Raw genomic sequence first — 25,773 nt, 5'->3', positions numbered from 1 at the left:
TTGAACTTCTTATGGGCCGTCGTTATCGATTTGCTGCTACTGCAGGTCCAGCTGGTCCAGGTATTCCTTGCCGTGCTCCGAGATATGGCGCTTGCGGCCCGCCTCGTCGCTGCCCAGCAGAAGGTTGAACATGGTCTCCATCTTGGTGACGTCTTCGGACTCCACCTTGATCAGACGACGCGTCTCGGGGTTCATGGTGGTGAGCCACATCATGTCCGGGTCGTTCTCACCAAGACCCTTGGAGCGGTTGATGGAGCACTTCTGGTCGCCGATCTCCTTAAGAATGCCGTTCTTCTCGAGCTCGGTGTAGGCAAAGTAGGTCTTTTCTTTGCAGTTGATCTCGTAGAGCGGCGACTCGGCGATATACACGTAGCCTTCGTCGATAAGCGTGGGCACCAGGCGATAGAGCATGGTGAGCACGAGCGTACGGATGTGATAACCGTCGACGTCGGCGTCCGTACAGATGATGACCTTGTTCCAGTTGAGGTTGTCCAGGTCAAAGGCACCGAGGTTCTTGATGCGCTTGTCCTTGATCTCCACGCCGCAGCCCAGCACGCGCATGAGGTCCATGATGATGTCGGACTTAAAGATGCGCGGATAGTCCTCCTTTAGGCAGTTGAGGATTTTGCCTCGGACGGGCATAACGCCTTGGAACTCGGCATCGCGCGAGGTGCGAATGGCGCCTGCTGCCGAGTCGCCCTCTACGATGTAGATCTCGCGGCGGCTCTTGTCCTTGGAGCGGCAGTCGATGAATTTCTGCACGCGGTTGGCCATGTCGGTCTTCTGCTGCAGGTTGGTCTTGATGCTCTGGCGCGTCTTCTCGGCATTCTCGCGCGAGCGCTTGTTGATGAGCACCTGCTCCATGATCTTGTTGGCGGCATCTTTGTTCTCGATCAAATAGGTCGAGAGGCGCTCCTTAAAGAATGCCGTCATGGCCTGCTGGATAAAGCGGTTGTTGATGGCCTTCTTAGTCTGGTTTTCGTAGGACGTCTGGGTGGAGAAGCAGTTGGTCACCAGCACCAGACAGTCCTGGACATCTTGCCACTTAATGCCGCTCTCGTTTTTGTTGTATTTGCCCTGTTGCTTCATGTAGGCATCGATGGCGCTGGTCAGGGCGCTGCGGGCCGCCTTTTCGGGTGAGCCGCCGTTCTCGAGCCAGGAGGAGTTGTGGTAGTACTCCTGCATCGTGAAAGTGCGCGAGAAGCACATGCAAGCAGTGATTTTTACGTTGTAATCGGGCAGATCCTCGCGATCGCGACCGCGACGGTCGGCCTCGATAAAGAAGGGCTCGGTAAGGTAGTCGGTACCGACCTTCTCGAGCACGTAGTCCTCGATGCCCTTGGGATAGCAGAAGTCCTCTTCGGAAAACTCGCCGTCGTCGCCCTCGATGCGCAGCCGGAAGGTCACGTTGGCGTTGACCACGGCCTGGCGGCGCATGGTCTCGCGATACCAATCGTGGGGGATGCTGATGGAGGTAAAGACCTCAAGATCGGGGCGCCACTTGATAGTGGTACCGGTGCGGTCCTCGTCGCTGGGCTCAACCTCGAGTGCCTTCTTCTTGGCGCCGACGACCTTGCCCTTCTTAAAGTGCAGAGAGTACTTGTTGCCGTCGCGCCAAACCGTGACGTCCATGTATTCGGAGGCGTACTGGGTTGCGCACGAGCCCAGGCCGTTGGTGCCGAGCGAGAAGTCGTAGTCGCCGCCCTGGTTGTTGTTGTACTTACCGCCGGCGTAAAGCTCGCAAAAGACGAGTTCCCAGTTAAAGCGCTTCTCGGAGGGGTTCCAGTCAAGCGGGCAGCCGCGGCCGTTGTCCTCTACCTGAATGGAGCCATCGCGAAAGGCGGTAAGGGTGATGAGCTTGCCGTAGCCCTGGCGCGCCTCGTCAACGGCGTTGGACAGGATCTCGAAGGCGGCATGCGCGCAGCCGTCGAGCCCGTCCGAGCCAAAGATGACGGCGGGGCGCAGGCGTACGCGCTCCTCGTCCTTGAGCTGACGAATACTGTCGTTACCATAGTTTGCGGTGTTCTTTGCCATGCTCGCTCTCTCGATGCTCCTTTGCCGCGTTTTAGTCATATAGATAGTCAAGGTAGCATAGCCCAGCCCTTGGGCGATTCCAACCAACACGAAATCCATCGAACAATCGTTCGGAGTTCGATGGGGATTCGTTTACTCGCACAAAACCGAGTCGGTTTTGTGTGAGTAAGTTTGAATAGCGAACCGAAGTTGTAATGTCCGCATAACGATGACGAATGAGCCGAGTCGGCGTCTCTCACAAAAGTAACTAGGAGCTAGCGGGGCCTATCCGAATTGACCTCATTGGCGGTATCGGCTTCGAGCGCCGTGCGGCGGGCGCTGTAGGCGACGAGGCCGGCGCCTGCCGCGGCGAGTGCTGCAGCGGCTGCCGTAAGGGGAGCGCATGTATCGCCCGTGCCCGCAAGCGCGCCCGCTTTTCCGGGGCGCTTGCTATTGTTGTGGTCCTTGCCGCTGCTGGAGCTGCTTCCGCCGGAGCCGCCGCCCTTGTCAGTACCGCCGCCACTCGAGCCGCCACCGTCGTCCGCCGTCATCGGTGCATCGTGAAGCCCCGTCGTATCCGCGCTGTCGCATACGCCGACCTGAACTTCTGAGCGTTCGCATGCCGCGTCGGGCACATGAAGCTCGTGCAGTACGGCACCCAGCGCCGAGTTTGCACCCGGCCGAATTTCCTCGAGCGTTACGGGATCGAGCGCCACCAGATTATGCGCCTTCGCATACAGCGTTACGCGTTTGCCCACATCGTCGCTCCAGCTCTCGGGGATGGCGAAGCTCATGCGGAACTGTGCCGTGCAACCCGGTGCCAGCACGGCGTTGCCGTTGTCGGCTACCAGCGGGTGCGTTGCAAAACGTGCGCCCAGCGTCTCGAGCGCGTACTTCACGTGTGCCATGTCTTTGGCCGAAGCATCCTCGGCAAGCTCTGGATCGTTGATCGAAACCATGCGTGCGTTCAGTCCGAATCCGATGGATGCGCTGGAGAACGGCTGGCTGGAGCCCTCTCGGTACAGATCGATCGTGCCGGCGGTCAGCAAGGTGTTGCCGTCGTTTCGCACCGTGACCATGAAGGATTCGCCTGCTGCTCCGGGTACCACCGCGCCCGAGGTAGCGACCGCGCCCGTCGGAGTGGCACACGCCACCAAGGGCACTTCGATGCCGTGCAGCTCTGCCTCACTCTTCTCCGCGCTCACAATGTGCGTGGCGAGTGCGGAGAGCATGCCTCCCGACGTCAAAAATGTCGTTATCTGATCGACGGGATGGTCCAGCTCGCACATCACGAACGGCTCCGTGAACAGATCGCCTGCCAAGGTGCTGGCGAAGATGCGGAAGTGCTTGCCCATCACTGCTACCGGGTTGCCTTCTTCGTCGTAGGTTTGTCCCACCTTGCCATCGGTGTTCTCTACATAGAGCACGCACCTGCCGTTGTTGCTTACGCTAAACGATGCCGGGCCACAGCCTGCGGCACCCACGGGCTGCGTTGCAAATGCCGATGCGCCTCGCGTCCAAGTAATATGCTGCAGTTGCTCGTTGACGGTTGCCAAAAAGCCCGAATGTTGTGGCCATGGCACCGCATGAGGTACCGTGGCGTCTGGTGACATAACGTCCCAGCACGCAATGGACTGGCCGATCACGGCGTACGATGCGCAGCCGCAACCGTCTGCGGTCTCGTACGCAACGGACACCACCATTTTGCCGTTGATATTCTCGGGCTTGCCCAGCTCGATACTCGACGGTGCTTGCGGAAAGCGGAGGAGCTGACGGAACGTGAGACTGTCGCCCAAATCATCCGACCACAAGGTAAAGCATTCCAGCGCAACCTCGGCCTCGCTGCCGAGCGCCTTTTCTGCGGTGGTTCCGCGGCGGTGGAGGTAGGCACCCGACAGGCGCCCGTCGACGAGCGTCTTGCCCACCGTGATACGCGGGCACTGCAGACAATGGTAGCCATCCTCCTGAAGGCGGCCGCGCGAGATGCTGCGCCACGACGTATACGACACCACGCGAACTTTGCTATTACTTATGCGCAGGCGCACGACGGACAGTATGCCGGCTGTGCTTGCCGTATCGAAAAGGGTGTTGTCACCGGCGGGGCGCTCGCCCGAGATCAGCAGCACGTAGGCGTCCTGGTTTCCTCTTCCGTCCGTATATTCCACCACGTCGAAGTCGTAATCGAATATGCCGTCGCGCTCCACGTCGCCCTCGCCAAACCCAAGGGGAAAGTCCACGGGAGTGGGAGCGGACCACGTGCCGTTTGCCTTTGTGTGCACCACCAGGCGCGAGCGGCCATTGTCGCCGTAGCGCACCGAGGCGATACGGAACAGACATTCTACGCCGGCAATCATTGCCAGCTTCATGTGGGCTTCGCTGAGCACGCCAGCAAACAGCACGTTGTCGCTCGAGGGCTTGATGCCGCCACGCTCGTCCTCCGATACACCAGCAGAATTGGCGTTGGGGTCCGCAACGGCGTTCGTCGTCTGCCCGATATAGGTGTAGTCATACATCGGCGCGGCGTTTTCGTCGTTCTCTATCAGTGTATGGACGAAATGCTCGATCTGTCCCGTGTCGTCGCTTTCTGCATCCGCCTCGAGCTCAATGCGCGTGACCGCTTGATTCCAATCGCGCACGACAGGCGCGACGTTTACGGCAGTGGCCTTAACCTCGGCGCGTGCGAGCAGCTCGGCGTTGGTGACGATGGTGGCCGATGCGATAAATTGCGGCACGCCGCCTGCCTCGGCGTTGCCGGCCGTGCCGAAGCGGGCATCCAACGTGTAAGGCGTATCTCCACCCAATGCGAGCTCAGAGCGCTGGAGCACATACTGGTTGCCATTGTTCACCGACATATTCCACGAATCGAGGAGTGTGGGCCACGACCCCGACCAAGCCTTGGTGGTCCACTTGAACATTACGAACTGGAGTATCACATCGACATCGACGTCTGCACCTACGCGCAGTCGCGGAAGCTGGTGTCCATCTGCCTTCTCGTACCCAATGAACAGCGTGAGGGATGCGGCGCCGCGAACGGCAGACGAAGCGACGCCTGCAACGCCGGCGCCAAAGGTGACGGCAAGCCCGATCTGGATGGTGAACGAGCCCGAGGTGTTTGAATAGTCGAGCGAAATGTTTTTAAAAAACGCCGCGCCGCTGCCGTGCGTGTGGGCACCCACGGCGAGCGCCAGCTTCGCCAGCACCCAGGGGTTGACGTTTAGGAAAAACGGCACCGGTCCTAGGGTAAACTGCTCGGTCCAATTGAGGTCGGTTCTTACCTGGAAGAGGGCCTTAATATTGCCAAATGCGGGGTCGTTGTTGTCACCCCAGGTTTTGCCCACCCAGTCGTAGGCGAGCGATCCGTACAGCTGTGTGGCGATATTCATCGTAAAACGCGGCGTGCAGTGGTGACGAAGCAGCTTAGTGTTCCTTGGATCGGTGCCCGAACCGGCACTCATACTTTTGTACTGATTCCACTTCCCCTCCATCTCGTCGAGGTAGCGGTTTGCCTGCTTGGCGCCCGACTCTCGCGGTGACTTCTTCCAGTATTCCGGATCCGGATTGCCCGAATCGTTTATGTAGCCGACCGGTTTGTATCCTCCGCCAAACAGCACGTATCCGGCAAAAGAGAAATTAAACAAAATGGGGAACGAGGGCATCCAGCACGTGAACTTATTTCCGCCGATGCCGGGAAACGCCGCCGGGAAATCAAACGGAGTAATCTCTTGGTCCATGGTGGTGGGGACGATAGTGGTCGAGCCCGATTCTGCCTTTGCGGCCGGCGCGGTGACAACGGCCATGGGGGAGGAGAGTGTATAGGTCTTGCCCTGATAGTCGAGGACAAAGCGCAGCTTGCATCCTTCCTCCAGAAGGCCCGAAGCTGCATCGAGGAACGTGTCTTCGAGTGTGAACGTTGCCAGATTATCCGAACCCGATGCACTGGCCTTGACTTGGCCAATTTGCGTGACGGTTTCGGATGAGCTGCTCGTGGCGGGCATTACCTTGTTGATGCACAGCGTTGCCTGTCCACCCTGTGGCAGATGTGCCTGCACGGTAAAGGCGTGCGTGTCGGGTTGGTCGTTTCCGGCGTCGTCCTTCGGCAGTGCCATGAACGTGGCGTCGGCGTACTGGATGTCCCACTCGTCGAACGTAAGCTGGCGAAAGTACGGCTCACCGTCGGAAAGCGGACGTGTGGGCGCGGTAATGGCGGTGCCGCCCTGGATGCGCGTGAGGGGGATCTCGACATCACGGTAGCCCGCCATGCTGATGGAGATGCCACCGTTAAAGTCGTACGCGTCGAGAAGCGTTGCCTGGTCCACGTAGCCTTCCGAAAGCGGCGCGACCTCAAAGATGGCCGTGCCCTCGTCGTCGGTAGTGGCGGAGATCTGCTTGCCCGCGGCATAACGCGACGCGAGCGTGACCTGGGCTCCCTTGATGGGCATATTCTTGTTGGCGACGTCGACCACGACCACACCAAACATGGTGCGCGAGAGAACGAGCGCCTTGAAGGGGTCTTCTTCGTCGGCATAGGCCTCGGTGGGGGCGAATGGCAGTATGAAGGCGTTTGCGCTGCTCGGCACGCGAGGCAGCATGATGCCTGCCAGCGAGGATGCTCCGGCGATAAGTAGCGAACGACGATCAAGCATTTTGGGCTCCCATCCCGCAAATAACGGAGGAAATAATCCTATTTTGCGAGAAGGTGCCCCGTGGCGGTAGTGCCGTTCAAGGGTCAAAATGTCCAAATTGATCGAGCGAAGCGCCGGGTTCCGGAACGCGTTCGATGCGCTTGGCAGCCCGGTCGCTAACGCAACATATGCGCGACCAGCTCGGCGCGAGTTCCGATACCAAGCTTGGCATACACTCCTGATAGGCGGTTTTTAACAGTGCCCGGCGATACTTCCATGTGGCGTGCGATTTCGGCGTTGGTCCATCCGCGGCAGGCGAGCATGGCCATGGTGAACTCCGTGGTCGTTAAATCGTCGGCCACGTCCTCGCCCGAATCGGGGTTGTGGATGCGCCGCCAGCCGTAGCTGAATCGATACGTAATCTCGATGATGCGTGCGAAATCGTCAGGGTATTGCGCTTTTAGGCACGCCTCGATGAGCCCCTGTAAAAGGCCGTGGTGCGCGCCAATGAGCTCGATAAGGCCGTCGGGGCGCGCAATGTCCCAAGCGGCTCCGAAATGTGCCTTTGCGGCGTCGATGTCCTTGAGGCTCATGCATGCCATGGAAGCCGCCAGGTGCAGGAACAGTTCCGAGATGGGATAGCTTCCCTGTTTCATGATCAGGGCATTTTCCACCATGCCCAGGCTGCGGCCGTATTCGCCGCGCAGATACAAGGCGTGCGCCATCACGTAGCTGGCGAACAGGCGCAGGCCTTCGGGCAAATGCGCCGCAAGCGGATAAAACTCTTCGGCGGAATACGGGGAAGGCAAGTGCAGCAGGACGCTCGCGGCCGAGGCGAACAGGATGTGCATGGCGTGGACGGCAGGCGATTCCTCGTCGGCCGGCGTATCGAGGATGCCAGTAAGGCACCGGCGGGCATCGGCGATACGGTTGAGCGAAAGACTGGCGTATCCGCAGATAAAGCATGCGGAATAGCGCAGTGCGGGGTCGGTGGCGTCAAGATAGGGGCGCGCCGTCTTGGCAGCGAGGGTGGCCTGTCCGCGAAAGTACAGCGCTTCTGCCGTGGCAATGGCGCGCGAATCGGGGTCGGAAATGCCTGCAACCGCAGCGTCAATCTGCCCCGGCACAAAGGCGGTGCACATCAACGGCATGGGAACGCAAGGGTAGCCATCGCAGTCCATCTTCCATCTCCCAACAGCTGGCAACAATAGCAGCAATTGTACTCCTGTTACTCGGGACTGGAATTTGCGGGTATGGCATACGATTACGCAGAACGTATAAAGGAAGAGTCTATTGGCGATGCTGCCAAGGTGGCTACCGAAGCCTAGCTGACCTCGACAGTAGGAAAAATTGCCACCCCTGCAAAAAGCTTTGTCGCAGCGATGGGAAACGCATCTCGTTCTGCATATAATGAGGGCATATGACGGTGCGTCTGCATACGTGTGACGCATTCCCATCGAACCGAAAAGGAGCTTTGCATGGATTCCAACAAGCGTCCCGACGACATGGTGCGTATCACCACTTCCGAACTTGCCCAGGTGTTCATCGATGAGCAGGTCGCTGCAATCCGCGAGCAGATCGGCGACAAGAAGGTCCTGCTGGCCCTTTCCGGTGGTGTCGACAGTTCGGTTGTCGCGGCCCTGCTCATCAAGGCCATCGGCAAGCAGCTTATCTGCGTGCACGTGAACCACGGCCTGATGCGTAAGGGCGAGAGCGAGCAAGTCGTCGACGTCTTCAAGAACCAGATGGACGCCAACCTGGTCTATGTGGACGCGACCGATCGCTTCTTGGATAAGCTCGTGGACGTCGAGGAGCCCGAGGCCAAGCGCAAAATCATCGGCGCCGAGTTCATTCGCGTGTTCGAGGAGGAGGCCCGCAAGGTTGGCGACGAGGTCAGCTTCCTCGCCCAGGGAACCATCTACCCCGACATCCTGGAGTCCCAGGATGGCGTGAAGGCCCACCACAACGTGGGTGGCCTGCCCGAGGGCCTGCAGTTTGAGCTTTGCGAGCCCGTCAAGCTGCTGTACAAGGACGAGGTCCGCGTCGTGGGCCGGGAGCTCGGTCTGCCCGAGAACATGGTCGAGCGTCAGCCGTTCCCCGGTCCCGGCCTGGGCGTCCGCTGCCTTGGTGCCATTACCCGCGACCGTCTTGAGGCGCTGCGCGAAGCCGACGCCATCGTGCGCGAGGAGATCGACAAGGCAGGTCTGACCATCTGGCAGTACTTCGCCGTGGTGCCCGACTTCCGTGCCACCGGCGTGCGCGAGGGCAAGCGCGCCTACGACTGGCCCTGCATCATCCGCTGCATCAACACCGTCGACGTGATGACCGCCGAGGTGCCTGAGCTCGACTGGGCACTGCTCAAGCGTATTACCGCTCGCGTCACAGCCGAGGTCCCCGGCATCTGCCGCGTGTGCTACGACCTCACGCCCAAGCCCGTCGGCACCGTTGAGTGGGAGTAAGCTTTTTTGGCTGCTTTGATCATAGTTCCATGAATGGGGAGGCCTCGAGCGATTGCGCGGGGCCTTCTTTTTCGAAAAGAGCTGCCGTCGTGGTGTTGCCACTGTCCATCGCGCTTGCCATCGCCTCTGGTGTTGCTCCTGAGCAGGGCTGGTTTGCGACGAGAACTAGCAGGGCTTGTTGGTGGCACGAGCGAAGCAGGTTGTTTCGCATTGAGCGCTCCGGGCAGAAGAAGGCCATAATGGAGTGCGCGCACAATTTGTTTTAGAGGAGGATGCCGCATGGCAAAAGACGAACAAACAAGCTGGATTGTTGAGATGCTCATGGCCAGTACGTCGGTGGCGCCCGCGGCTCTTTTGGAAGAGGTTATGGCAGATGAGCGCTGCGTGGCTTTTGGCCCCATCCACCATTTTATTGTGGGCGCGGTGCTGCTTGCGTGCTGGCGCAACGCCGAAGCATCTGGGGAGCGAGATGCGATGCTCAAAGACGATCTTGCCGATTTGATGTCTCGGTCGGATTGCGTGCCGGGGGCGACGTGTGCCCGTTGGGGCGTGTGCGGGGCAGCTGCGTCTGCGGGCATGGCATATGCAATCGTGCGCGGCAATGCGCCGCTGCGCAGTGAAGGCTGGCAGGAGGGGCAGCTTATGGTTTCGGAGCTGCTTGCCGCCATCGCGCGCTCGGGAAGCCCACGGTGCTGCAAGCGAGACGCGCGCGTGGCGATTCGTGAGGCCGTTTCGTTTTTTAACGCGCTCGGCGGACCACAGCTTAAAGCATGGGAGAAGACGCCGGCCTGCGATAGCTATGCGGCCAATACAGTGTGCATGGGCGAAAAGTGTCCGTATCATCCGTCCTTTATCATCCAATAGGGAATCGGGTGCCCCAATAAGGGTTGGGCAGATGTGACAAAGTGACAGTTCCTTTGTCACATTATCGGCGGTATGCGCGGGATGGTACGTCACGCGATGTGCCGTCCTGCTCGTTTTTTGGAGCGCTTCGTTACATTCCTCACTGGCGCCGGTAAAAAATGGGGATAGAGTAGGACAAACGCGTCGAATACGAACGGCGGGGGAGAGCGGGCAAGGTGCCTGCGCAGGAGAGGTTGCCGTCCATGCTGGAGCTCAAAGGAATTTGCAAAAGGTACGTTACGCAGTCGTTTACGCAGGTGGCGCTCGACAGCGTGAGCCTGTCTTTTCGGGATAACGAGTTCGTGGCCATTCTGGGGCCCTCGGGTTCGGGTAAGACCACGATGCTCAACGTTATCGGCGGACTCGACCACTTTGACTCGGGTGACCTGCTGATCGACGGTATTTCGACCAAGGACTTTCACGATCGCGATTGGGATGCCTATCGCAACAACCGCATCGGCTTTGTGTTCCAAAGCTATAACCTCATTCCGCATCAGACCATTTTGGAAAACGTGGAGCTGGCGCTTGCGCTTACGGGCGTGGGGCACGCCGAGCGCCGCCAGCGTGCGCGCAAGGCGCTCGAGGCCGTTGGTCTGGGCGAGCACGTGAACAAGCGCCCGAGTCAGCTTTCGGGTGGACAGATGCAGCGCGTGGCCATCGCCCGCGCCCTGATTAATGATCCCGAGATTGTGTTGGCAGACGAGCCGACCGGCGCTTTGGATTCCACAACGTCCGTGCAGGTCATGGACTTGCTCAAGGACGTCGCGCGCGACCGTCTGGTTATCATGGTCACGCATAATCCCGATCTGGCGTACGAGTACGCCACGCGCATCGTCAACCTGGCGGACGGCAAGATTACCGACGATTCTGATCCTTTCGATGTCGCTGACGCCACGCGCCGCGAGGCCAAGCCTACGCGCAAAACCTCGATGAGCTTTGTGACGGCGCTGGGGCTTTCTGCCCGAAACCTTATGACCAAGAAGGGCCGTACGGCCATGACGGCCTTTGCGGGCTCGATTGGCATTATTGGCATCGCGGCGATTTTGGCGCTGTCCAATGGCGTAAACGGCTACATCAAAAAGGTCGAGGAGGACACGCTTTCGAGCTACCCGCTTACCATTTCCAAGCAGGATTACGACCTGTCGTCCATGATGGGCGAACAGGGGGCCACGGATGACGATACGTCCAAGAACGAGGGTTCGTCCGACGACGGCACCGACGGCAAGGCTCAGGGAACCAAAAAGATTCCCGTGGTCACGGCCGTAAAGGATATGTTCGCAAGTGTTAAGTCCAACGATATGACGAGCTTTAAGGCATGGCTTGACGGCGGCGGCGACGGTATCGACAAAGAGGTCAACGCCATCCAGTACGGTTACGGCGTGACGCCGGTTGTCTATCGTGCCGGCAAGGGCGATGAGAAGCCTGTCCGGCTGGTGCCCAACGCTATGACCGAGGCCATGAGCGGTGGTGCGAGCTCGGCGGCAACGGTGAGCATGGACTCCATGGGGACCTCGGTCTTTAACGAGATGATCGACGATCAGAGTCTGCTCGACAGCCAGTACGATGTCGTCGCCGGCCATTGGCCTACGTCTGCTCACGAAGCCGTAATGGTGCTTTCGAGCCGTGGAACGGTGGGCGACTATACGCTTTACAGCATCGGTGCGCTGGATATCGATGAGCTCAACGACCTGGTGAACAGTGCCATGGCCGCCGACGGTAAGATTGAGACGCCTGAGAGCGGCGCCGACTTTACTTACGACGATGCGCTGTCCACGACGTTTAAGGTGTTGTCGCCGGCCGATGCTTATCGCAAAAACGAAGAGACCGGCATGTGGACTGACATGTCTGGCGACGCCGACTTTATGACGGCCAAGGTTGCCGACGGTATTGACGTGCACATTGTGGGCGTGGTGCGACCTAACGAGACGGCCAATGCGAGCGCGTTGTCTCCGGGCATTGCCTATACGCATGCGTTGACTCGCCAGCTTATGGAGCGCGCCGCCGATTCGCAGATCGTGCAAGAACAACTTGCCCACCCCGAGACGGATGTCTTTACGGGCAAATCTTTCGACGAACTGCAAGGCGAGGCCAAGCAAGGCGTGGATCTGGGCAGTATGTTCAGTGTGGACGAGGCGGCGCTCAAGAGCGCGTTCTCGTTCGATGCGTCTGCACTCTCGGGTGCTGCCGGTGGCATGGATTTTTCGGGCATTGATTTGTCAGGCCTGGATATTGACCTTTCGGGCGTTGGCAAAGACATCGACTTAAGCGACATCATGGCCAAAGCGCCGACCCCCGATTTCTCGGGCATCTTTGACGGTCTGGAGCTCACGCCCGAGCAAATGCAACAGGTGGGAACGCTTGCCAACCAACTATTTGAGGGCTTTTTGCAGTCTGATCAGTTTAGGGCGCTGTCACCCGAAGATCTCAAAGACGCGTCAAAGCTTGCTGCCGCATTCTCGGCGTATCTCGAGAACGATGTTGTGGCGCAGCAGTGCCTGGCGCAGCTCAAGGCGCTCGGCGGCGATGCCCTGGCCGAGCGCCTGCAACGGGCGATGACCGACTATGTCCAAAATCAGTTGGCTCCGTATCTGCAGCAGGCTATGGATCAAGTGATGAAGGCGATCAGCGAGCAGGTGGCAACGACCATGTCGACCCAGCTCAAGGCCGGCGCGGCAGGGCTCATGGACCAGATGGTGACGCAGATGTCTTCGAGTTTTGCCAACCTGGCGAGCGCCATGCGCGTGGATGCGAGCGCCTTTGCTCGTGCCATCCACTTCAACATGGACGCCGAGGACCTGAGCTCGCTCATGATGAGCTATGCCAAGGCGTCGAAGCTCACCTACGACAACAATCTGACCACGTTGGGCTACGCGGATGAAGCGGATCCCATCTCGGTCAAGATTTTCCCGCGTGACTTTGAGGCCAAGGAGCGCGTACTCGACCATATCGATGCGTACAACAAGCAGGTCAAAGCCGCCGGCCACGACGAGCAGGCAATCTCGTACACCGACTACATGGGCATCATCATGGGCTCGGTGACTGATATCGTGAATACCATCAGCTTGGTGCTCATCGCGTTCGTGAGCATCAGCCTGGTCGTGAGCTCCATCATGATCGGCATCATCACCTACATCAGCGTGCTGGAGCGCAAAAAGGAGATTGGCATCCTGCGCGCGATCGGTGCGTCGAAGCGCAACGTGGCAAACGTGTTCAACGCCGAGACCTTTATCGAGGGCCTCATCGCCGGTGTCTTTGCCATTGTCGTTGTGGTGCTCGTGAGTTTTCCGGTTAATGCCTGGGCGCTTGCTGCTAAACAGGTACCCAATCTGATGAGCTTGCCCGTGCAGGATGCGCTGGCGCTCATTGCAATTTCGGTGCTGCTGACGGTCGTTGCCGGCCTGCTGCCGGCCCGCAGTGCATCCAAGAAAGACCCCGTGGAAGCCCTGCGCTCCGAATAATGTGACAAAGGGACTGTCCCTTTGTCACATTGAGTGACATGTAAATCGAGGTCTAATACTTTTCCCGAGAAGTGAACGAGTCAAATTGGACCCCCGAAGCATCGACACTTATTGAAGGCGGTTTCCTGCGGTTTTGCCAGCCAAATCCTGCGGGTTTGGCGTCTAAAAATGTCGATGCTTCGGGGGTCCAAATATAGCCGTTCACTTCTCGGGAAAAGTATTAGACCTTGAGATATAGACGGCGTTTGCGAGCGTCAATTAGAGTGTAAGTTGCTAGTCCTCCTTTGCGGAGAGCATGAGGCTAATTTCCGGATGGGTGTACTTGTCGAACTCTTCTTTGGGCTCGGTGTCAAAGGTGTAGTACGACTTGATAGATTCGTCCTCCGTCTTGATGCTGATTTCTTCATATAGGGATCCGGCTAAAAATGCCTGTTTAAATTCATCCGACAGGCTGCATGGCGTGAGGAGGCCCGGTGTGGCAACGGAAATGCCTAACCCGTTGAGCGGGGGGCGCATAGTGTCGCGATATCCTGCTCGCTGCAGGCGAGGTTGTATGCAAGGCTTGCCTTGGGGTCGATCTGACTGGTGTAATCGACGTCCGTGAGCATGCCATCTGCATCGAAAGAAAGGTAGACATAGGCTGCTTGAGCGCCGAGGTCATTATCACGCAGATAGCCGATAATGCGGTAGCCGTAGTCGTGATACGACTCATATGGGTCGTCTGCCGCGACGCGTTTGCACACGGGTTCCAAGGCATCTTGCGCGGCGAGCACGCCGGCGACCTCCGCGGAGCGGTCTTTGTTGGTTTGGGCTACCGCAAGCCTGCTCTGTAGCTCCTTCCACTGTTTGCCCTGCATTCCAAAGCGCGGCGCAAGAGCGCAATAGCAAAAGATGACGAGTTCGATTGCGGTGAGTGCAATGGCGGTATATATCCGCGGGTTGGAATTCCTTTTGGTGGAACGCGATATCGTTGATCATTTGGAGCGGCAACATCAACAGGCATGCTGCGAACGACATGACGAGTGCGGTCGCTGCGATTTTGGGGTATGTGCAGTACCGCTGGATGCGTTTCTTTTCTTGCTCGGTGAGCAGCTGCATGGGGCCTCGACTCTCATCGTTTTTCGAGGGCGATGCGCATACGCTCTTGAGTATGTGAGTGGAGGGTGTCTGTTGTTCAGACATGGCGGTCAGCAGCGTGCTGTTGGTGATCGCTTGATCGCGAACGTCCTCTTTTGGACAAGGAAAAAGTGGCGAGTGAGGGAGCTGCTGTGGGGCGGCCCTGCTTGCTGTTTGTGGGCGCCATTCACCTTCGTTGCACAGGGACGGTCGGAGGGCTGGTTGGTGTCAAGCAACCGCCTCCGCCTTGTGGGCCGCCTCGGGGACAAGGCATAATGCATGTGACAAAGGGGCGGTTCCTTTGCCGCATTGATTTGAGAGTAGATGTTGATGATTCTATCGTTGGCCCCCATGGAGGGGATTACCGGGCATGTGTTCCGTCGCGTGCATGCGGAGTGCTTCGGTGCGCTCGACTGCTATTACACGCCGTTTTTGCCGCCGCCGCGGGTGGGCAACCGCTTTGGCGGCAAGGCGTTTAAGGAAATCAATCCGGCTAACAACCAAGGGCTTAACGTGGTGCCTCAGCTGATGTCCAAGAACGCGGATGAGTTTGTGTGGGCGGCGCGCGTGCTCGCCGACATGGGCTACCGCGAGGTTAATCTCAACCTTGGCTGCCCCTCGGGTACGGTTGTTGCCAAGGGTAAAGGATCGGGCTTCTTGCGCAACCTCGATGAGCTCGAGGTGTTCTTGCGTGATGTGTGCGAGCGCTCGCCGTTGCCGGTATCGGTAAAAACCAGGCTGGGGCTGGAGAGCGACGACGAATACGAGCGCGTGCTCGATCTGTACTGTCGCATGCCGCTGGCAGAACTGATCGTGCATCCGCGCGTACAGAAGGATCGCTATACGGGCTCGCCACGCAAAGAGTTTTATGGCGAGACGTTGGAGCGGGCACCGTTTCCGGTGGCATACAACGGCGATATTTTTGATCTTGAGGACATGGATGCGCTGGTGGAGGCCTATCCCGGTACACGCCATGTGATGCTGGGGCGTGGCCTGCTTGCGAACCCCGCGCTGGCTCGCATGGTCAAGGGCGGCCCTGCTGCCACGGCAGCCGAACTGCAGCGCTTCCACGACACGCTGTTTGCGGCATATGCAGAAGAGATTGGCGGCAACGCGGTCTTTCGCATGAAGGAGTGGTGGTTCTACGCTAAATGCGCCTTCGCCGATTCTGCTACCGTTCACAAACTCGTACGCAAGACTAAAAAGGTCGACGAATACCGCGCCGCCGTCGACCGCGTTTTCCGCGAGCAGCCGCTCGCGCCTACCGCTCGTTTCCACGGATAACTGATCTGTAGGGGGACGAGGGAAGCAAATCGTCTTGTTGGTGCCAACTCCCAGAGGCTTGGGACTGGCACCAAAAGTTGTGCAAGAAACTTGCCAAAATGTGATGATGCTATGACTATTTAAAATGTTTGCAATGCGATAACGCTTGAGCTATACAAGATTGAGCTATACCATAAAGAACATTTCGCTTATGCCATAAGAATAGTGGCGTAAGAAAGCTGTGCCGGCGTTCTGTCGGGCTCGATACGAAAGGAAAGGCATTCCATGAAAAAACGCTCCCATGCCGTTCTTGCGGTAACAGCAGGGCTTATGACATCCCTCTGCTTTCTTGCACCTCAGGCTTTTGCGGATGACGGTTTTGCTTCTGTTTCCGAGCCTGCCGTTGAGGCGTCTTCGGTGAGCACGGTTGCCAAGCCCCAAGTCGATGCCGCGTCTGCGAACGAATCTGGCACGCCTGTCGCCTCTTCTGCCGAATCTGCTGCGACCACTCCCTCCTCGGCTCCTGTTGCCGCAAGTGCTTCTGCGGGCGCAAGGAACGGTGCTTCTGTCGCAGAGTTTAACGGGCACCAGTACGAGACCTTTGATGAAGCGCTTGATGACGCCAAGAAAACTGACGGCGCGACCATCAAGCTCCTTGCCGATGCCAAGACCGCTGGTCTCGAGCTGAGAAAGGACCTCACCATCGACGGCAATGGCCACGCGCTGAACTTCACCGACAAGGGCATTGCCCTTTGGGGTAAGGCGCTGACGTTCAAGAACGTTACCGTGACTATGAACGGCATCCGCTCCACCCCGTATACCACCGAGTGGAATTGGATGTCTGTGAGCGCAAGCAAGGGCGCTTCCCTTACGCTCGACGGCGCTACGCTCACCATGGACGGTGCGGGAACCGCTGACAACACGCATGCCATTTATTTCGGCAGCAACAACAAGCTTAACCTGAAGAATGGCTCCAACCTAACCATTGCGAACTACAGCCAGGACGCTCTTGAGTGGGATGGTGGTGACGGTGGCTACAACGTGAATATTGAAGGTGGTTCCACCTATATCTCCGACCACAACCGCTCTGGCTTTACGGGCACGTTCTATGCCACTATCGATTCGTCGACGGTCAAGGTTCTTAACAGCAAGGGCAACGGCTCGAACGGCACGTACTACACCATCAAGAACGGCTCCGAAGTCACGTTCGATAACAGCGGCACCTGGGGTATTTCCGCTTGGCGCATCGACATGAGCAAGGGCTCGAAGCTCTATGCGAATGACAACGGGTACAGTGGCATCTGGACTCGCGTGCTTAACGTTGATTCTTCTTGCCTGGTTGACGTCGAGGGCAACGGTACAAAGGGACCCGCCGCGAAGAACGGCGGCATTTTCTTCCAGGGCAACAAACAATACACAAGCGTGATTGAGAAGGGCGCAAACGTCACCATCAAAAATAATGCGGGCTCTGGTATCTACACTGAGCAAGATGTTTGCAACCTGACCATTGGCTCTGCGACCATTACCAATAACGGCACTGGCGCCTGCAACAAGGACGGCATTGGTGCCGACATGGGCGGCGGCGTCTATAACGTGGGCACTATGAGGCTCGATCCGTCGGTTGTTATCTACAACAACCACGCCGCGAACGCCGGCGATGACATCTACAGCACCAGTGCTGGCGACACTGATTTTGGCAATGTTGGCACTGGCTGGATCCTTGATGACTGCGACCACACGATTGACGGCTGGTATGTTGACGGGAAGGACTCTCGCTGGTCCGCCCACAAAGAGCCGAAGTTTACGGCGCTCGCTCAGCCCGGCAAGTACGAGGGCGAGGTTGCTTTCAAGGCTGCCCACGGCCTCGTAAGCGTCAGCTACCAGTATGTCGGCGAAGCCCCCGAGAAGGCAAAGTTGCCCGATGCCGATGAGGGCCTTGAGGTTGGCTCTGCGTATGCCGCCAAGGAGCAGAAGGCTGTCGATGGTTGGACGTTCGATGGTTGGTATACCGACGAGGGCTGCACGGTCCTGTGGAACGACGGCGATTCGCTGACGGGTTCGATGACGCTCTACGGCAAGTGGACGAAGAAGCCCGTTCAGCCGAGTGAAAAACCCAAGACGGAGATTGCCAAGAAGACCAAGAGCACCAAGAGCACCAAGTCACTCCCTTCGACCGGTGATAAAAGCAGCGCCGTGATGACTGCCGCCCTCGCCGGTGTTGGCACTGCGGTGCTCGGCTTTGGTGAGGCGATTCGTCGCAGGGCCAATTCCAATAGGTAGTTGATGGTTGGCAGGTCACGCTTACGGTGAGCTACATCGCTAAGCGCATTTGTTCAATTTAGGGCGTGGGTGGCTAGAGCGAGTCACCCACGCCCTTTCGTTTGACCCCTCGGGACGGAGAAAAACGAATCACCTGTGCCGGGCCCATGCAAAAAAGCTGTACGCCAGCATCCAAAGATGTCGAAAAATGTCGACTTTGGATGCTGACGTACATGTTTGTGCCGTATGGGTTGGGGTGGGCCGGTTGCAATGCACGTGCTAGAGCAGGTTCTCCTGTACCCATGCGATGATGTCGCTCGATTCGTAGAGCGGCTTGCCGTCGATGAACAGACAGGGAACCTGGCGTTTTCCGCCGACGGCGATGAGCGTCTGCTCGGCATCGGGGTCGGTCGAGATGTTGCGCTCAGGGATGGTCACACCGTTATCGGCAAGGAAACGCCTGACCTTCATGCAATACGGGCAGCCGGTCATAACGTACAGCGTGAGCTCATGTTTAGTAGCCATAGGTCTCCAATCGGTTGAGGTTTTGATTGAAATACCCAAAGCCGCCGCGGTCTATGCATGAGCTGACGACGACTCGATGGCCTGTACCAGAAACGCCGTGGCTCCGGTGCCGCAGGGCTTGTCGTAGTAGTCGATAAAGCGCTGGTCAGCAAGATAGCCGTGGGCGAGGCCCAGGTATGCTTCGTCTTGGGGCTTGTGCCCCCAGTTAAGGCCAATCCATCGACGGTGCATCGCGACAAGTTTGCGGGCCTCGCTTCCATCCGCATCGCCGTCGCCCATGGCAATCGAAAGCTGGCCCAGAATAGCGCGTTCAAGTTCCTTCATGTCGTTCCATGTCTCGGGGTCCATGTCCAGCAGTGCTTCGTTTGCTGCGTCGATCGCCTCGTCGCCATAGCGCGCCCGCGCCTCGGCACCGTAGCGCTCCTCGTTTTCTTGCACGGAGCGCCAGCGCTCCAGTTGCGGCAGGACGGCGCCCATGAGCGAGACGGCTTCGTCGAGCGACATGCCGGTGTTTTGCGCCAGCCGCGGGGCACAATCCTCGATCATCGCTTCCATGGTGGTGTCGTAGGTGTACTGGCCGTGGTCGTAGCACCACTTGCAGTAATGGTCGGTCGTGGCGCCCACAGCATCGGTGCCGCAGTCGTCGGGTGTGAGTATCATGCCGCAGCTCTGGCAATAGTGCTCGGGCATTTCGAGCAGGTGGGACAGCGGTTCTCCGGTTACGGCGGCAATGAGCTTCATCATGTCGATGCCCGGGGTGACTTCGCCGCGTTCCCAACGGCTGACGGCTTGGCGTGTGACGAAGAGCTTGGCGGCGAGCTGCTCTTGGGTAAGGTGATGGGCGCGGCGAATGGCAATGAGCTTTTCTGCAAAGGCCATAGCGACTCCTTTCTGCTGGTTGATGGCTTAAGCATACGCGGCGGCCGGCGCCCTTCCAAGCAACCGTTGGTTGCACGAAGGGAGACCGCGGCGAAGAATTGCGCGCCGCACCCCACACCTCCATGCCGTACAATGACCGGCATGGAACCTATCGCACACATACATACCGACCTGCCGCAGAAGTTCGGCATTCCGCGCAACAGCTTTTTGGCGCCCCACCTGCAGGGACGCATCGTCTTTGAGCCGGAATTTGCCTCCAACGCAGCAGTTGAGGGTCTGGACTCCTTCTCTCACCTATGGCTGCTGTGGCGCTTCGAAAACGGAACGCCCGGCGGCGCGGCTAAGGATATAGCTGCCGATGCCAAGACGCAGGACAGGTCCGGCACCAACGTCAAGTGGTCGAAGACTGTGCGCCCGCCGCGTCTGGGCGGAGCCGAGCGCGTGGGCGTGTTTGCGACGCGGAGTCCGTTTCGCCCCAATCCCATCGGTCTTACCTGCGTCAAGCTCAGCCGCGTTGAGCGCACCGACGACGGCCCCATCATCCATGTACTGGGGGCCGACCTGCGTGACGGCACGCCCATCTACGACATTAAGCCCTACATCCCGTTTGCGGACTGCCACCCGGATGCGACCGGCGGCTGGATTGAGGGTGCTCCGTGGCAAGAGGTCGATGTTGAGTTCCCGCAAGCGCTTCAAGACATGGTCCCGCCCGCAAAGCTCGCCGGCCTGGTCGAGGTTCTTCGCCAAGATCCGCGCCGCGCGGGCAGCAAGCACGAGCCAAACCGCGTTTACCACTTGGCTTACGCCGGACTCGACATATCGTTTACGGTTGACGGGGCCAGGTTGACGGTAACCGCCATCAACGACGTGCGAGACTAGCCAGCCATTCGTCAGCACCCGTCAAATTAAGTGCCAAACCCCATGCCAAAATCGCCTACGCTGGTGGACAATAACGCTTACCGAATCATTCCGCTCTGCACGGGGGCTCAGCATGAAATACGACTTCACTTCAATCATCGACCGCCATGGCATGGACTCCATCGCCGTTGACTCTTGGGGTGAGATCCCCGGTATGGCTCCGAACGCACCCGACGAGGGCTTCGACCGCATTCCCATGTGGGTGGCGGACATGAACTTCGCCACGGTGCCTACGGTCCAGGAGCACATCATTCAGCGCGCCCAGCACCCCATGTTTGGTTACTTCAATCCGCGTTCCGAGTACTTCGACCGCATCATCGAATGGCAGAGCCGCCGTAATGGCGTCGAGGGCCTGGCGCCTGAGCATATCGGCTACGAAAACGGCGTGCTGGGCGGTGTCGTGTCGACGCTGCGCGCGTATGTCCAGCCGGGCGATGCGGTGTTGGTCCACAGCCCCACCTACATCGGCTTCACCAAGTCCATCGAGGCTGCGGGCTATCGCATTGTCCACAGCCCGCTTCAGCTCGACGACCAGAGCGTGTGGCGCATGGACTTTGAGGACATGGAGCGCAAACTCGCCCAAAATCACATCCATGCCGCAGTGTTCTGCTCACCGCACAATCCCTGCGGCCGCGTATGGGAGCGCGACGAGATCGAGCGCGCCATGGACATTTATCGCGAGCACGATTGCGTGGTGATCTCGGACGAGATTTGGTCCGATATCATTCTGCCGGGACACAAGCACATCCCGACGCAGTCGGTGAGCGAGGATGCCCGCATGCGCACGGTTGCCCTCTATGCGCCGAGCAAGACGTTTAACCTGGCGGGTCTGGTCGGCAGCTACCACATTGTCTACAACGAGACGCTGCGCGACCGCATGTGCGCTGTGTCTAACAAGACCCATTACAACGAGATGAATGTCCTTTCGATGCATGCGCTTATCGGTGCCTACCAACCGCAGGGCTACGAGTGGGTGGACGAACTCAACCAGGTGCTTGCCGACAATATCGAGTACTTCTGCGATTACGTGGACGAGCATTTTGAGGGCGTGTCCTATTCGCGTCCGCAGGGCACGTACATGGTGTTTCTGGACTGCACCGAGTGGTGCCGCGAGCATGGCCGTGATATTCAGTGGTTGCTCGACGAGGGGGCACGCGTGGGCGTGGGGTATCAGGATGGACGTCCGTTCCATGGGCCCTGCCACATTCGCGTGAATCTGGCGCTGCCGCTTTCGCGCGTAAGGGAAGCGTGCGACCGCCTAGACCGTTACGTTTTTGGGGTATAGGGGTCGCACGATTCGGGTACTGCGGCTTGCGCCCGTGTCGTCAACGTGCGTGGGCGCATAGGGCGCAGAGGGCTGCGAGCGCGTTTTCCACGTTTGCTACTTTTCTTGAATTTGCTTGCCGCAAAGGTGTTCAACCGTAATTTCATACAGCTGGACGCCCCTGATACTTTGCTTGATCTCCTCTTCGACCTCTTCGGCAGAAGGATAGTACTTGAGGGCAAACTGTCGGACTTTGTCTTCGACAAACGCCGGGTCATCGTTCACGAGGCGGCAACGGCCGAAAACCACAGTGCTTTGAACATAGGGTGCCCAGTCGTCGTCTTTGTACCAATCGTTGCCATAGACGGTAAAGCAGACTTTGTCGCTGCGTTTGAGTGCATCGACCTTATGCCCCGCCTTGGCTCCATGAAAGTAAATTTTGTCGTGCTCGGGGTCAAAGTAGTAGTTAACGGGAATGGCGTAAGGATAGCCGTCGTCTCCGTTGACGGCAAAAATGCCGCGTTTGCAATTAACAAGCAGCTCTCGTGCCTCTTGATCGGTGATAGCACGCTTCTTTCTACGAAGAGGTCTAAACATCGTGGGTTTCCTTTCTTTCCGCGTGTTGCGTGCACGGCGGTGGGTGGTATGTCTATATCAAGATACTAGTTCAGGCTGCGAGGCAGACGGGAACATCCTATTTGTCGCAGATTGAAACGCACTTTTTTGTTGTGGAAGGATTGTCCCTCACAACTCGTCGTCTAGGGGCATTCTCGATGGCTGGTTCCGTTTGCGGGGGAGGCGTGGGACAATACCGACCAAAAGCGATTGCTTGTCCTGAAAAAAAGGGGGTCTCGATGAAAAAGCTGAAGACGCTGGCCGATGTGTTGCGTCAAGCCGGTTTCGTGCGCATCACGGGCCTTTTTCTCGTCTTTTATCTTCTGTGTTCAATGGCTGTTTGGCTCTCTGAGCCAACAACTCTTACGTTTGGCGATGGCCTTTGGTTTAGCTTTGAGACCGTATCGACGATCGGCTTTGGCGACATTCCGGCCGAAACGCCGGTCGCCCGTGTCATCACGGTCGTCCTAAGCGTTATCAGCATTTTTTACATTGCCATGCTCACGGGCGTGGCGGTGAGCTACTGCAATATGCTCATCAAGATGCATCAAAAGGACACTATGGCGCGCTTTATGGATGATCTTGAGCATTTGGAAGAGCTCGATCGTGACGAGCTCGCCGATCTGTCGCGCCGCGTGCGCGAATATCGCCGGCGCCAGCGCTAAAACGGGCGCCGCGCGTCACGATGAGGGGGACTGAATTTGAATATCACCGTGTATCTGGGTGCCAGTATCGGCAATGACCCGGCGTTTCTGCCTGCGGTGCAGGAGCTGGGCAACTGGATTGGCGCCAACGGGCACGCGCTCGTGTACGGCGGATCCAAATCGGGCCTGATGGGCGCGCTCGCCGATAGCGTGCTTAATGCCGGCGGGCACGTGACGGGTGTGGAGCCGAGCTTTTTTATCGAGGCCGAGTTTCAACATGACGGTATCGACGACCTCATCGTGACAAGCGATATGGCGGAGCGTAAGGCAAAGATGATCGAGCTCGGCGATGCGTTCATTGCCTTTCCCGGTGGGACGGGCACGCTCGAGGAGATTGCCGAGGTTATGTCCGCGGTGTCGTTGGGGCACCTGAGTGCTCCATGCATCCTGTATAACCTGGACGGTTACTACAACGACCTCAAGGCGCTGCTCGGACACATGATTGATAAGGGCCTATCAAGCCCACGGCGCCAGCAAGGCATTTACTTTGCCGAGGATCTGTACGAAATCGCATCAATTATCAACGGATAAGCCTTGAGCCTGTCCCGCTGTGGTCCCCGGTGGCTCCGTTTGCAGCGCAGACGGTTGGCTCGTCTGGGCCACACTCGCTCTACAATAAAACGTATCTATGTCGACTTTGACCGCGGGAGGACCCGATGGATAAACTCGCTAAACCTACAAACCGCGCGCTGTTTTTAGTTAGCGTTGCCGTGACCGGTGCGTTCGCAGGTGCCGCGGTCTGGCTGTTCTTTTTTGTGATGGAGCACGGCATCGACTATCTATGGACCGAGATTCCGCACGCACTGGGCGTCGCTTCGCCCGAGCTCGCCAGCGGCCCGTTTGGCTTTCTGCCGTACCCGTTTTTTGTCTGCCTGCTGGGCGGCCTGTTAATCGGTCTGTACGAAAAGATGACAGACACCAAGACCGATAACCTCAATCAGGTGATGGCTAAGGTCAAGCAAGATGGGCGCTACCCGTACGACAATCTGGGCAAGCTTTCGCTTGCGGCATTGCTGCCGCTGCTGTTTGGCGGAAGTATTGGACCGGAGGCCGGCCTGACCGGCGTTATCGCGGGCCTGTGCAGCTGGGTCGGCGACCGCATGCGTCGCTTTGGCGCCGAGTTTAGGGAGCTCACGCTGCTAGGTACCCAGGCTGCCCTGACGGCGCTCTTTACCGCGCCTGTCTTTGGCTTTGTGGCGCCGCTCGCCGGTAGCGCCGACGGCCAGGGCGAAGATGCCGACGATGAGTCCGCGTCCGACGAGATCACCATCAAGCTGCCCAAGGCGCAAAAGACCGTGGTCTACGGCATTGCGATTGCCGGCGGTCTGGGCACTTACCTGTTGCTTGGCCAGCTCGTGGGCGGCGGCATGGGCATGCCCAGGTTCGAGTCCGCCGAGGTGGGCAACCTGGAGCTTGCCTGGCTCATTCCGCTGGCGTTGCTCGGCACCGTTTGCGGTTGGCTGTACTTTGTCTCCGAGCACGCGAGCGAGGCGCTGTCCCATGCAATAGGGGAGCGTCCTGTCGTCAAGGCCATGATGGCCGGTCTGGCGCTCGCCATCTGTGGCACGCTCCTGCCCTACACCATGTTTGCCGGCGAGACCCAGGCCGATGTGCTCATGGAAACCTATCTGACCATTCCCGCCGGCGTGCTTATCGCGACCGGTCTTGTCAAGGCTATGCTGACCCCCGCCCTCATCAATATGGGCTGGCGTGGCGGTCACTTCTTCCCGGTTATCTTCTCGGGCGTAAGCCTGGGCTATGGCCTTGCCATCCTCACCGGCGCCGATCCGGTCTTTTGCGTCGCCGTCTGCACGGCATCGACGATGGGCGCCGTCATGCGCCAGCCTGTCATGGTTGTGGGCCTGCTGCTCATGTGCTTCCCGCTCAAGGGCATCGTCTGCATGATCATCGCCGCAGCCATCGCCGCCGGCATTCCGCTGCCCAAGCCGCTGCGCAAGTAGCATATTGCGCTTTGCGTTTGTTCAGAACTCGTTTTGAAGAAGCCGCGCGAGGCCATTTGTTTACGGCCTCGCGCGGCTAATGTTTAGAGCTTCCTCAGCACAATGGCGATGGTGTTGAGGTATTCGAGCGCACCGGCTTCAACGGCAGCGCGGTCGCCTGCTGCGTGCTCGTTGTCGCAGGCGAGCCAGTCTTTCCATGCTTCATCCGTGCAGAGCATAGGCTGCATCGAGACAATCTCGACGCCGGGGGTCGGCTCGATCATGGCGCGCCACCAGGCTATGTCGTGCATATAGTCGAGCTGCTCGGGTGTCCAGGACTTGAGCAGGCAAACGGGCAGGTTGTCGTGGCAGTCGTAAACCATGCCGGGGATGCTTAAGTAGAGCATCCCACCTTGCTTTACGTAGGGGAGTAGGCGCTCACCCAGATAGTGTGGGTCACGGCCGTAGTAGTTGTACGAGTCGATACTTACGACCGCATCAAAATAGTCGTGCTCAAACGGCAGCCCCTGCGAGGCGTCTGCCTTAACAGGGTGAATCGTGTCGCGCGAGATACCGAGCGAATCGAAGAACGCACGGTTTTCGACGGGGTCGCTCCACAGATCGACAGCGTAGGTGTCAAACCCGTATTCGCGGGCGAGTAGGGCGCTGGTGATACCGGTGCCCGATCCAAGGTCGCAGACGCGGACGCCGCAGGGGATATGCACATCGCGAAGCAGCTCTTCGCAGAGCTTGAGGGGATTAGGGCCCATAATCTTAGAGCGTACGAGTGTCGCGCCGAAGCTAGTTGCTTTTGGGAAGGATTGAGATTCCTGGG

19 protein-coding genes are annotated in these 25,773 nt (G+C 58.5%); 10 read left to right on the top strand and 9 right to left on the bottom strand.

Annotated features, from left to right (window positions below; translation table 11 throughout):
• Nucleotides 1-36: 36 nt before the first annotated feature.
• From ACTQW0_RS03685 to ACTQW0_RS03675, 3 genes are all read right to left on the bottom strand, one after another.
• Complete coding sequence (locus tag ACTQW0_RS03685) at nt 37-2,034, bottom strand: DNA gyrase/topoisomerase IV subunit B (protein ID WP_441567002.1); 1,998 nt, start codon at nt 2,032-2,034, stop codon at nt 37-39.
• Between the two features lie 254 nt (nt 2,035-2,288).
• On the bottom strand, nt 2,289-6,656 hold the full coding sequence (locus ACTQW0_RS03680; protein WP_441567000.1) for a hypothetical protein: 4,368 nt from the start codon (nt 6,654-6,656) through the stop codon (nt 2,289-2,291).
• Between the two features lie 155 nt (nt 6,657-6,811).
• On the bottom strand, nt 6,812-7,816 hold the full coding sequence (locus tag ACTQW0_RS03675; RefSeq protein ID WP_154516919.1) for a helix-turn-helix transcriptional regulator: 1,005 nt from the start codon (nt 7,814-7,816) through the stop codon (nt 6,812-6,814).
• A 297-nt stretch (nt 7,817-8,113) separates the two neighbouring features.
• Between ACTQW0_RS03675 and guaA the strand changes: the two genes are divergently transcribed.
• From guaA to ACTQW0_RS03660, 3 genes are all read left to right on the top strand, one after another.
• Nucleotides 8,114-9,094 carry a glutamine-hydrolyzing GMP synthase gene (guaA, locus tag ACTQW0_RS03670; RefSeq protein ID WP_441566998.1) on the top strand — a complete coding sequence of 327 codons (981 nt, stop codon included), beginning with the start codon at nt 8,114-8,116 and terminating at the stop codon, nt 9,092-9,094.
• Between the two features lie 279 nt (nt 9,095-9,373).
• Entirely contained in the window at nt 9,374-9,958 is a 585-nt protein-coding gene (locus ACTQW0_RS03665; RefSeq protein ID WP_441566996.1) for a DUF5714 domain-containing protein, read from the top strand.
• A gap of 242 nt (nt 9,959-10,200) precedes the next feature.
• Entirely contained in the window at nt 10,201-13,455 is a 3,255-nt protein-coding gene (locus ACTQW0_RS03660; protein WP_441566994.1) for an ABC transporter ATP-binding protein/permease, read from the top strand.
• Nucleotides 13,456-13,728: 273 nt separating this feature from the next.
• On the opposite strand, the gene ACTQW0_RS03655 is transcribed toward ACTQW0_RS03660, so the two are convergent.
• Both ACTQW0_RS03655 and ACTQW0_RS03650 read right to left on the bottom strand, forming a co-directional pair.
• Nucleotides 13,729-13,971 carry a hypothetical protein gene (locus ACTQW0_RS03655; RefSeq protein ID WP_441566992.1) on the bottom strand — a complete coding sequence of 81 codons (243 nt, stop codon included), beginning with the start codon at nt 13,969-13,971 and terminating at the stop codon, nt 13,729-13,731.
• Nucleotides 13,947-14,228: a hypothetical protein gene (locus tag ACTQW0_RS03650; protein WP_441566990.1), complete on the bottom strand. Its 282-nt coding sequence runs from the start codon at nt 14,226-14,228 to the stop codon at nt 13,947-13,949. Before ACTQW0_RS03650 ends, ACTQW0_RS03655 begins: the two co-directional genes overlap by 25 nt.
• A gap of 673 nt (nt 14,229-14,901) precedes the next feature.
• On the opposite strand from ACTQW0_RS03650, the gene ACTQW0_RS03645 reads away from it, so the two are divergent.
• Both ACTQW0_RS03645 and ACTQW0_RS03640 read left to right on the top strand, forming a co-directional pair.
• The gene (locus ACTQW0_RS03645; RefSeq protein ID WP_441566988.1) at nt 14,902-15,855 is read left to right on the top strand and encodes a tRNA dihydrouridine synthase; all 954 of its coding nucleotides are present in this window, start codon (nt 14,902-14,904) and stop codon (nt 15,853-15,855) included.
• 264 nt (nt 15,856-16,119) lie between these two features.
• Entirely contained in the window at nt 16,120-18,114 is a 1,995-nt protein-coding gene (locus ACTQW0_RS03640; RefSeq protein ID WP_441566985.1) for an InlB B-repeat-containing protein, read from the top strand.
• A 258-nt stretch (nt 18,115-18,372) separates the two neighbouring features.
• Here ACTQW0_RS03640 and ACTQW0_RS03635 read toward each other — a convergent pair whose 3' ends face one another.
• Both ACTQW0_RS03635 and ACTQW0_RS03630 read right to left on the bottom strand, forming a co-directional pair.
• Complete coding sequence (locus tag ACTQW0_RS03635) at nt 18,373-18,618, bottom strand: glutaredoxin family protein (protein ID WP_427794969.1); 246 nt, start codon at nt 18,616-18,618, stop codon at nt 18,373-18,375.
• A gap of 51 nt (nt 18,619-18,669) precedes the next feature.
• Nucleotides 18,670-19,497, bottom strand: a complete 828-nt coding sequence (locus tag ACTQW0_RS03630; RefSeq protein ID WP_427794277.1) for a TipAS antibiotic-recognition domain-containing protein — start codon at nt 19,495-19,497, stop codon at nt 18,670-18,672.
• Between the two features lie 141 nt (nt 19,498-19,638).
• Here ACTQW0_RS03630 and tsaA point away from each other — a divergent pair, with 141 nt between their 5' ends.
• Both tsaA and ACTQW0_RS03620 read left to right on the top strand, forming a co-directional pair.
• Nucleotides 19,639-20,376, top strand: coding sequence for a tRNA (N6-threonylcarbamoyladenosine(37)-N6)-methyltransferase TrmO (tsaA, locus tag ACTQW0_RS03625; protein ID WP_441566983.1), 738 nt, complete (start codon nt 19,639-19,641; stop codon nt 20,374-20,376).
• Nucleotides 20,377-20,488: 112 nt separating this feature from the next.
• Complete coding sequence (locus tag ACTQW0_RS03620) at nt 20,489-21,700, top strand: MalY/PatB family protein (protein WP_154516958.1); 1,212 nt, start codon at nt 20,489-20,491, stop codon at nt 21,698-21,700.
• 96 nt (nt 21,701-21,796) lie between these two features.
• On the opposite strand, the gene ACTQW0_RS03615 is transcribed toward ACTQW0_RS03620, so the two are convergent.
• A complete protein-coding gene (locus ACTQW0_RS03615) occupies nt 21,797-22,276 on the bottom strand; it encodes a pyridoxamine 5'-phosphate oxidase family protein (RefSeq protein WP_154516961.1) in 480 nt (159 codons plus the stop codon).
• A 257-nt stretch (nt 22,277-22,533) separates the two neighbouring features.
• On the opposite strand from ACTQW0_RS03615, the gene ACTQW0_RS03610 reads away from it, so the two are divergent.
• The 3 genes from ACTQW0_RS03610 to ACTQW0_RS03600 all read left to right on the top strand — a co-directional run bounded on the left by ACTQW0_RS03610 (nt 22,534) and on the right by ACTQW0_RS03600 (nt 24,959).
• The gene (locus tag ACTQW0_RS03610; protein ID WP_441566981.1) at nt 22,534-22,959 is read left to right on the top strand and encodes a potassium channel family protein; all 426 of its coding nucleotides are present in this window, start codon (nt 22,534-22,536) and stop codon (nt 22,957-22,959) included.
• 36 nt (nt 22,960-22,995) lie between these two features.
• The gene (locus ACTQW0_RS03605) at nt 22,996-23,529 is read left to right on the top strand and encodes a TIGR00730 family Rossman fold protein (protein ID WP_427719368.1); all 534 of its coding nucleotides are present in this window, start codon (nt 22,996-22,998) and stop codon (nt 23,527-23,529) included.
• A gap of 125 nt (nt 23,530-23,654) precedes the next feature.
• Entirely contained in the window at nt 23,655-24,959 is a 1,305-nt protein-coding gene (locus ACTQW0_RS03600) for a chloride channel protein (protein ID WP_441032546.1), read from the top strand.
• Nucleotides 24,960-25,042: 83 nt separating this feature from the next.
• Here the strand turns inward: ACTQW0_RS03600 and ACTQW0_RS03595 are convergent, their stop codons facing one another.
• Entirely contained in the window at nt 25,043-25,708 is a 666-nt protein-coding gene (locus ACTQW0_RS03595) for an SAM-dependent methyltransferase (protein ID WP_441562718.1), read from the bottom strand.
• Between the last annotated feature and the right edge of the window lie 65 nt (nt 25,709-25,773).

This window comes from Collinsella sp. LCP19S3_B7 (genome assembly GCF_052121795.1).
In the GTDB taxonomy this organism is placed as follows: Bacteria; Actinomycetota; Coriobacteriia; order Coriobacteriales; family Coriobacteriaceae; genus Collinsella.
The sequence above is the reverse complement of the archived record's forward strand: the minus strand, read 5'-3'. Positions and strand labels throughout refer to the sequence as shown.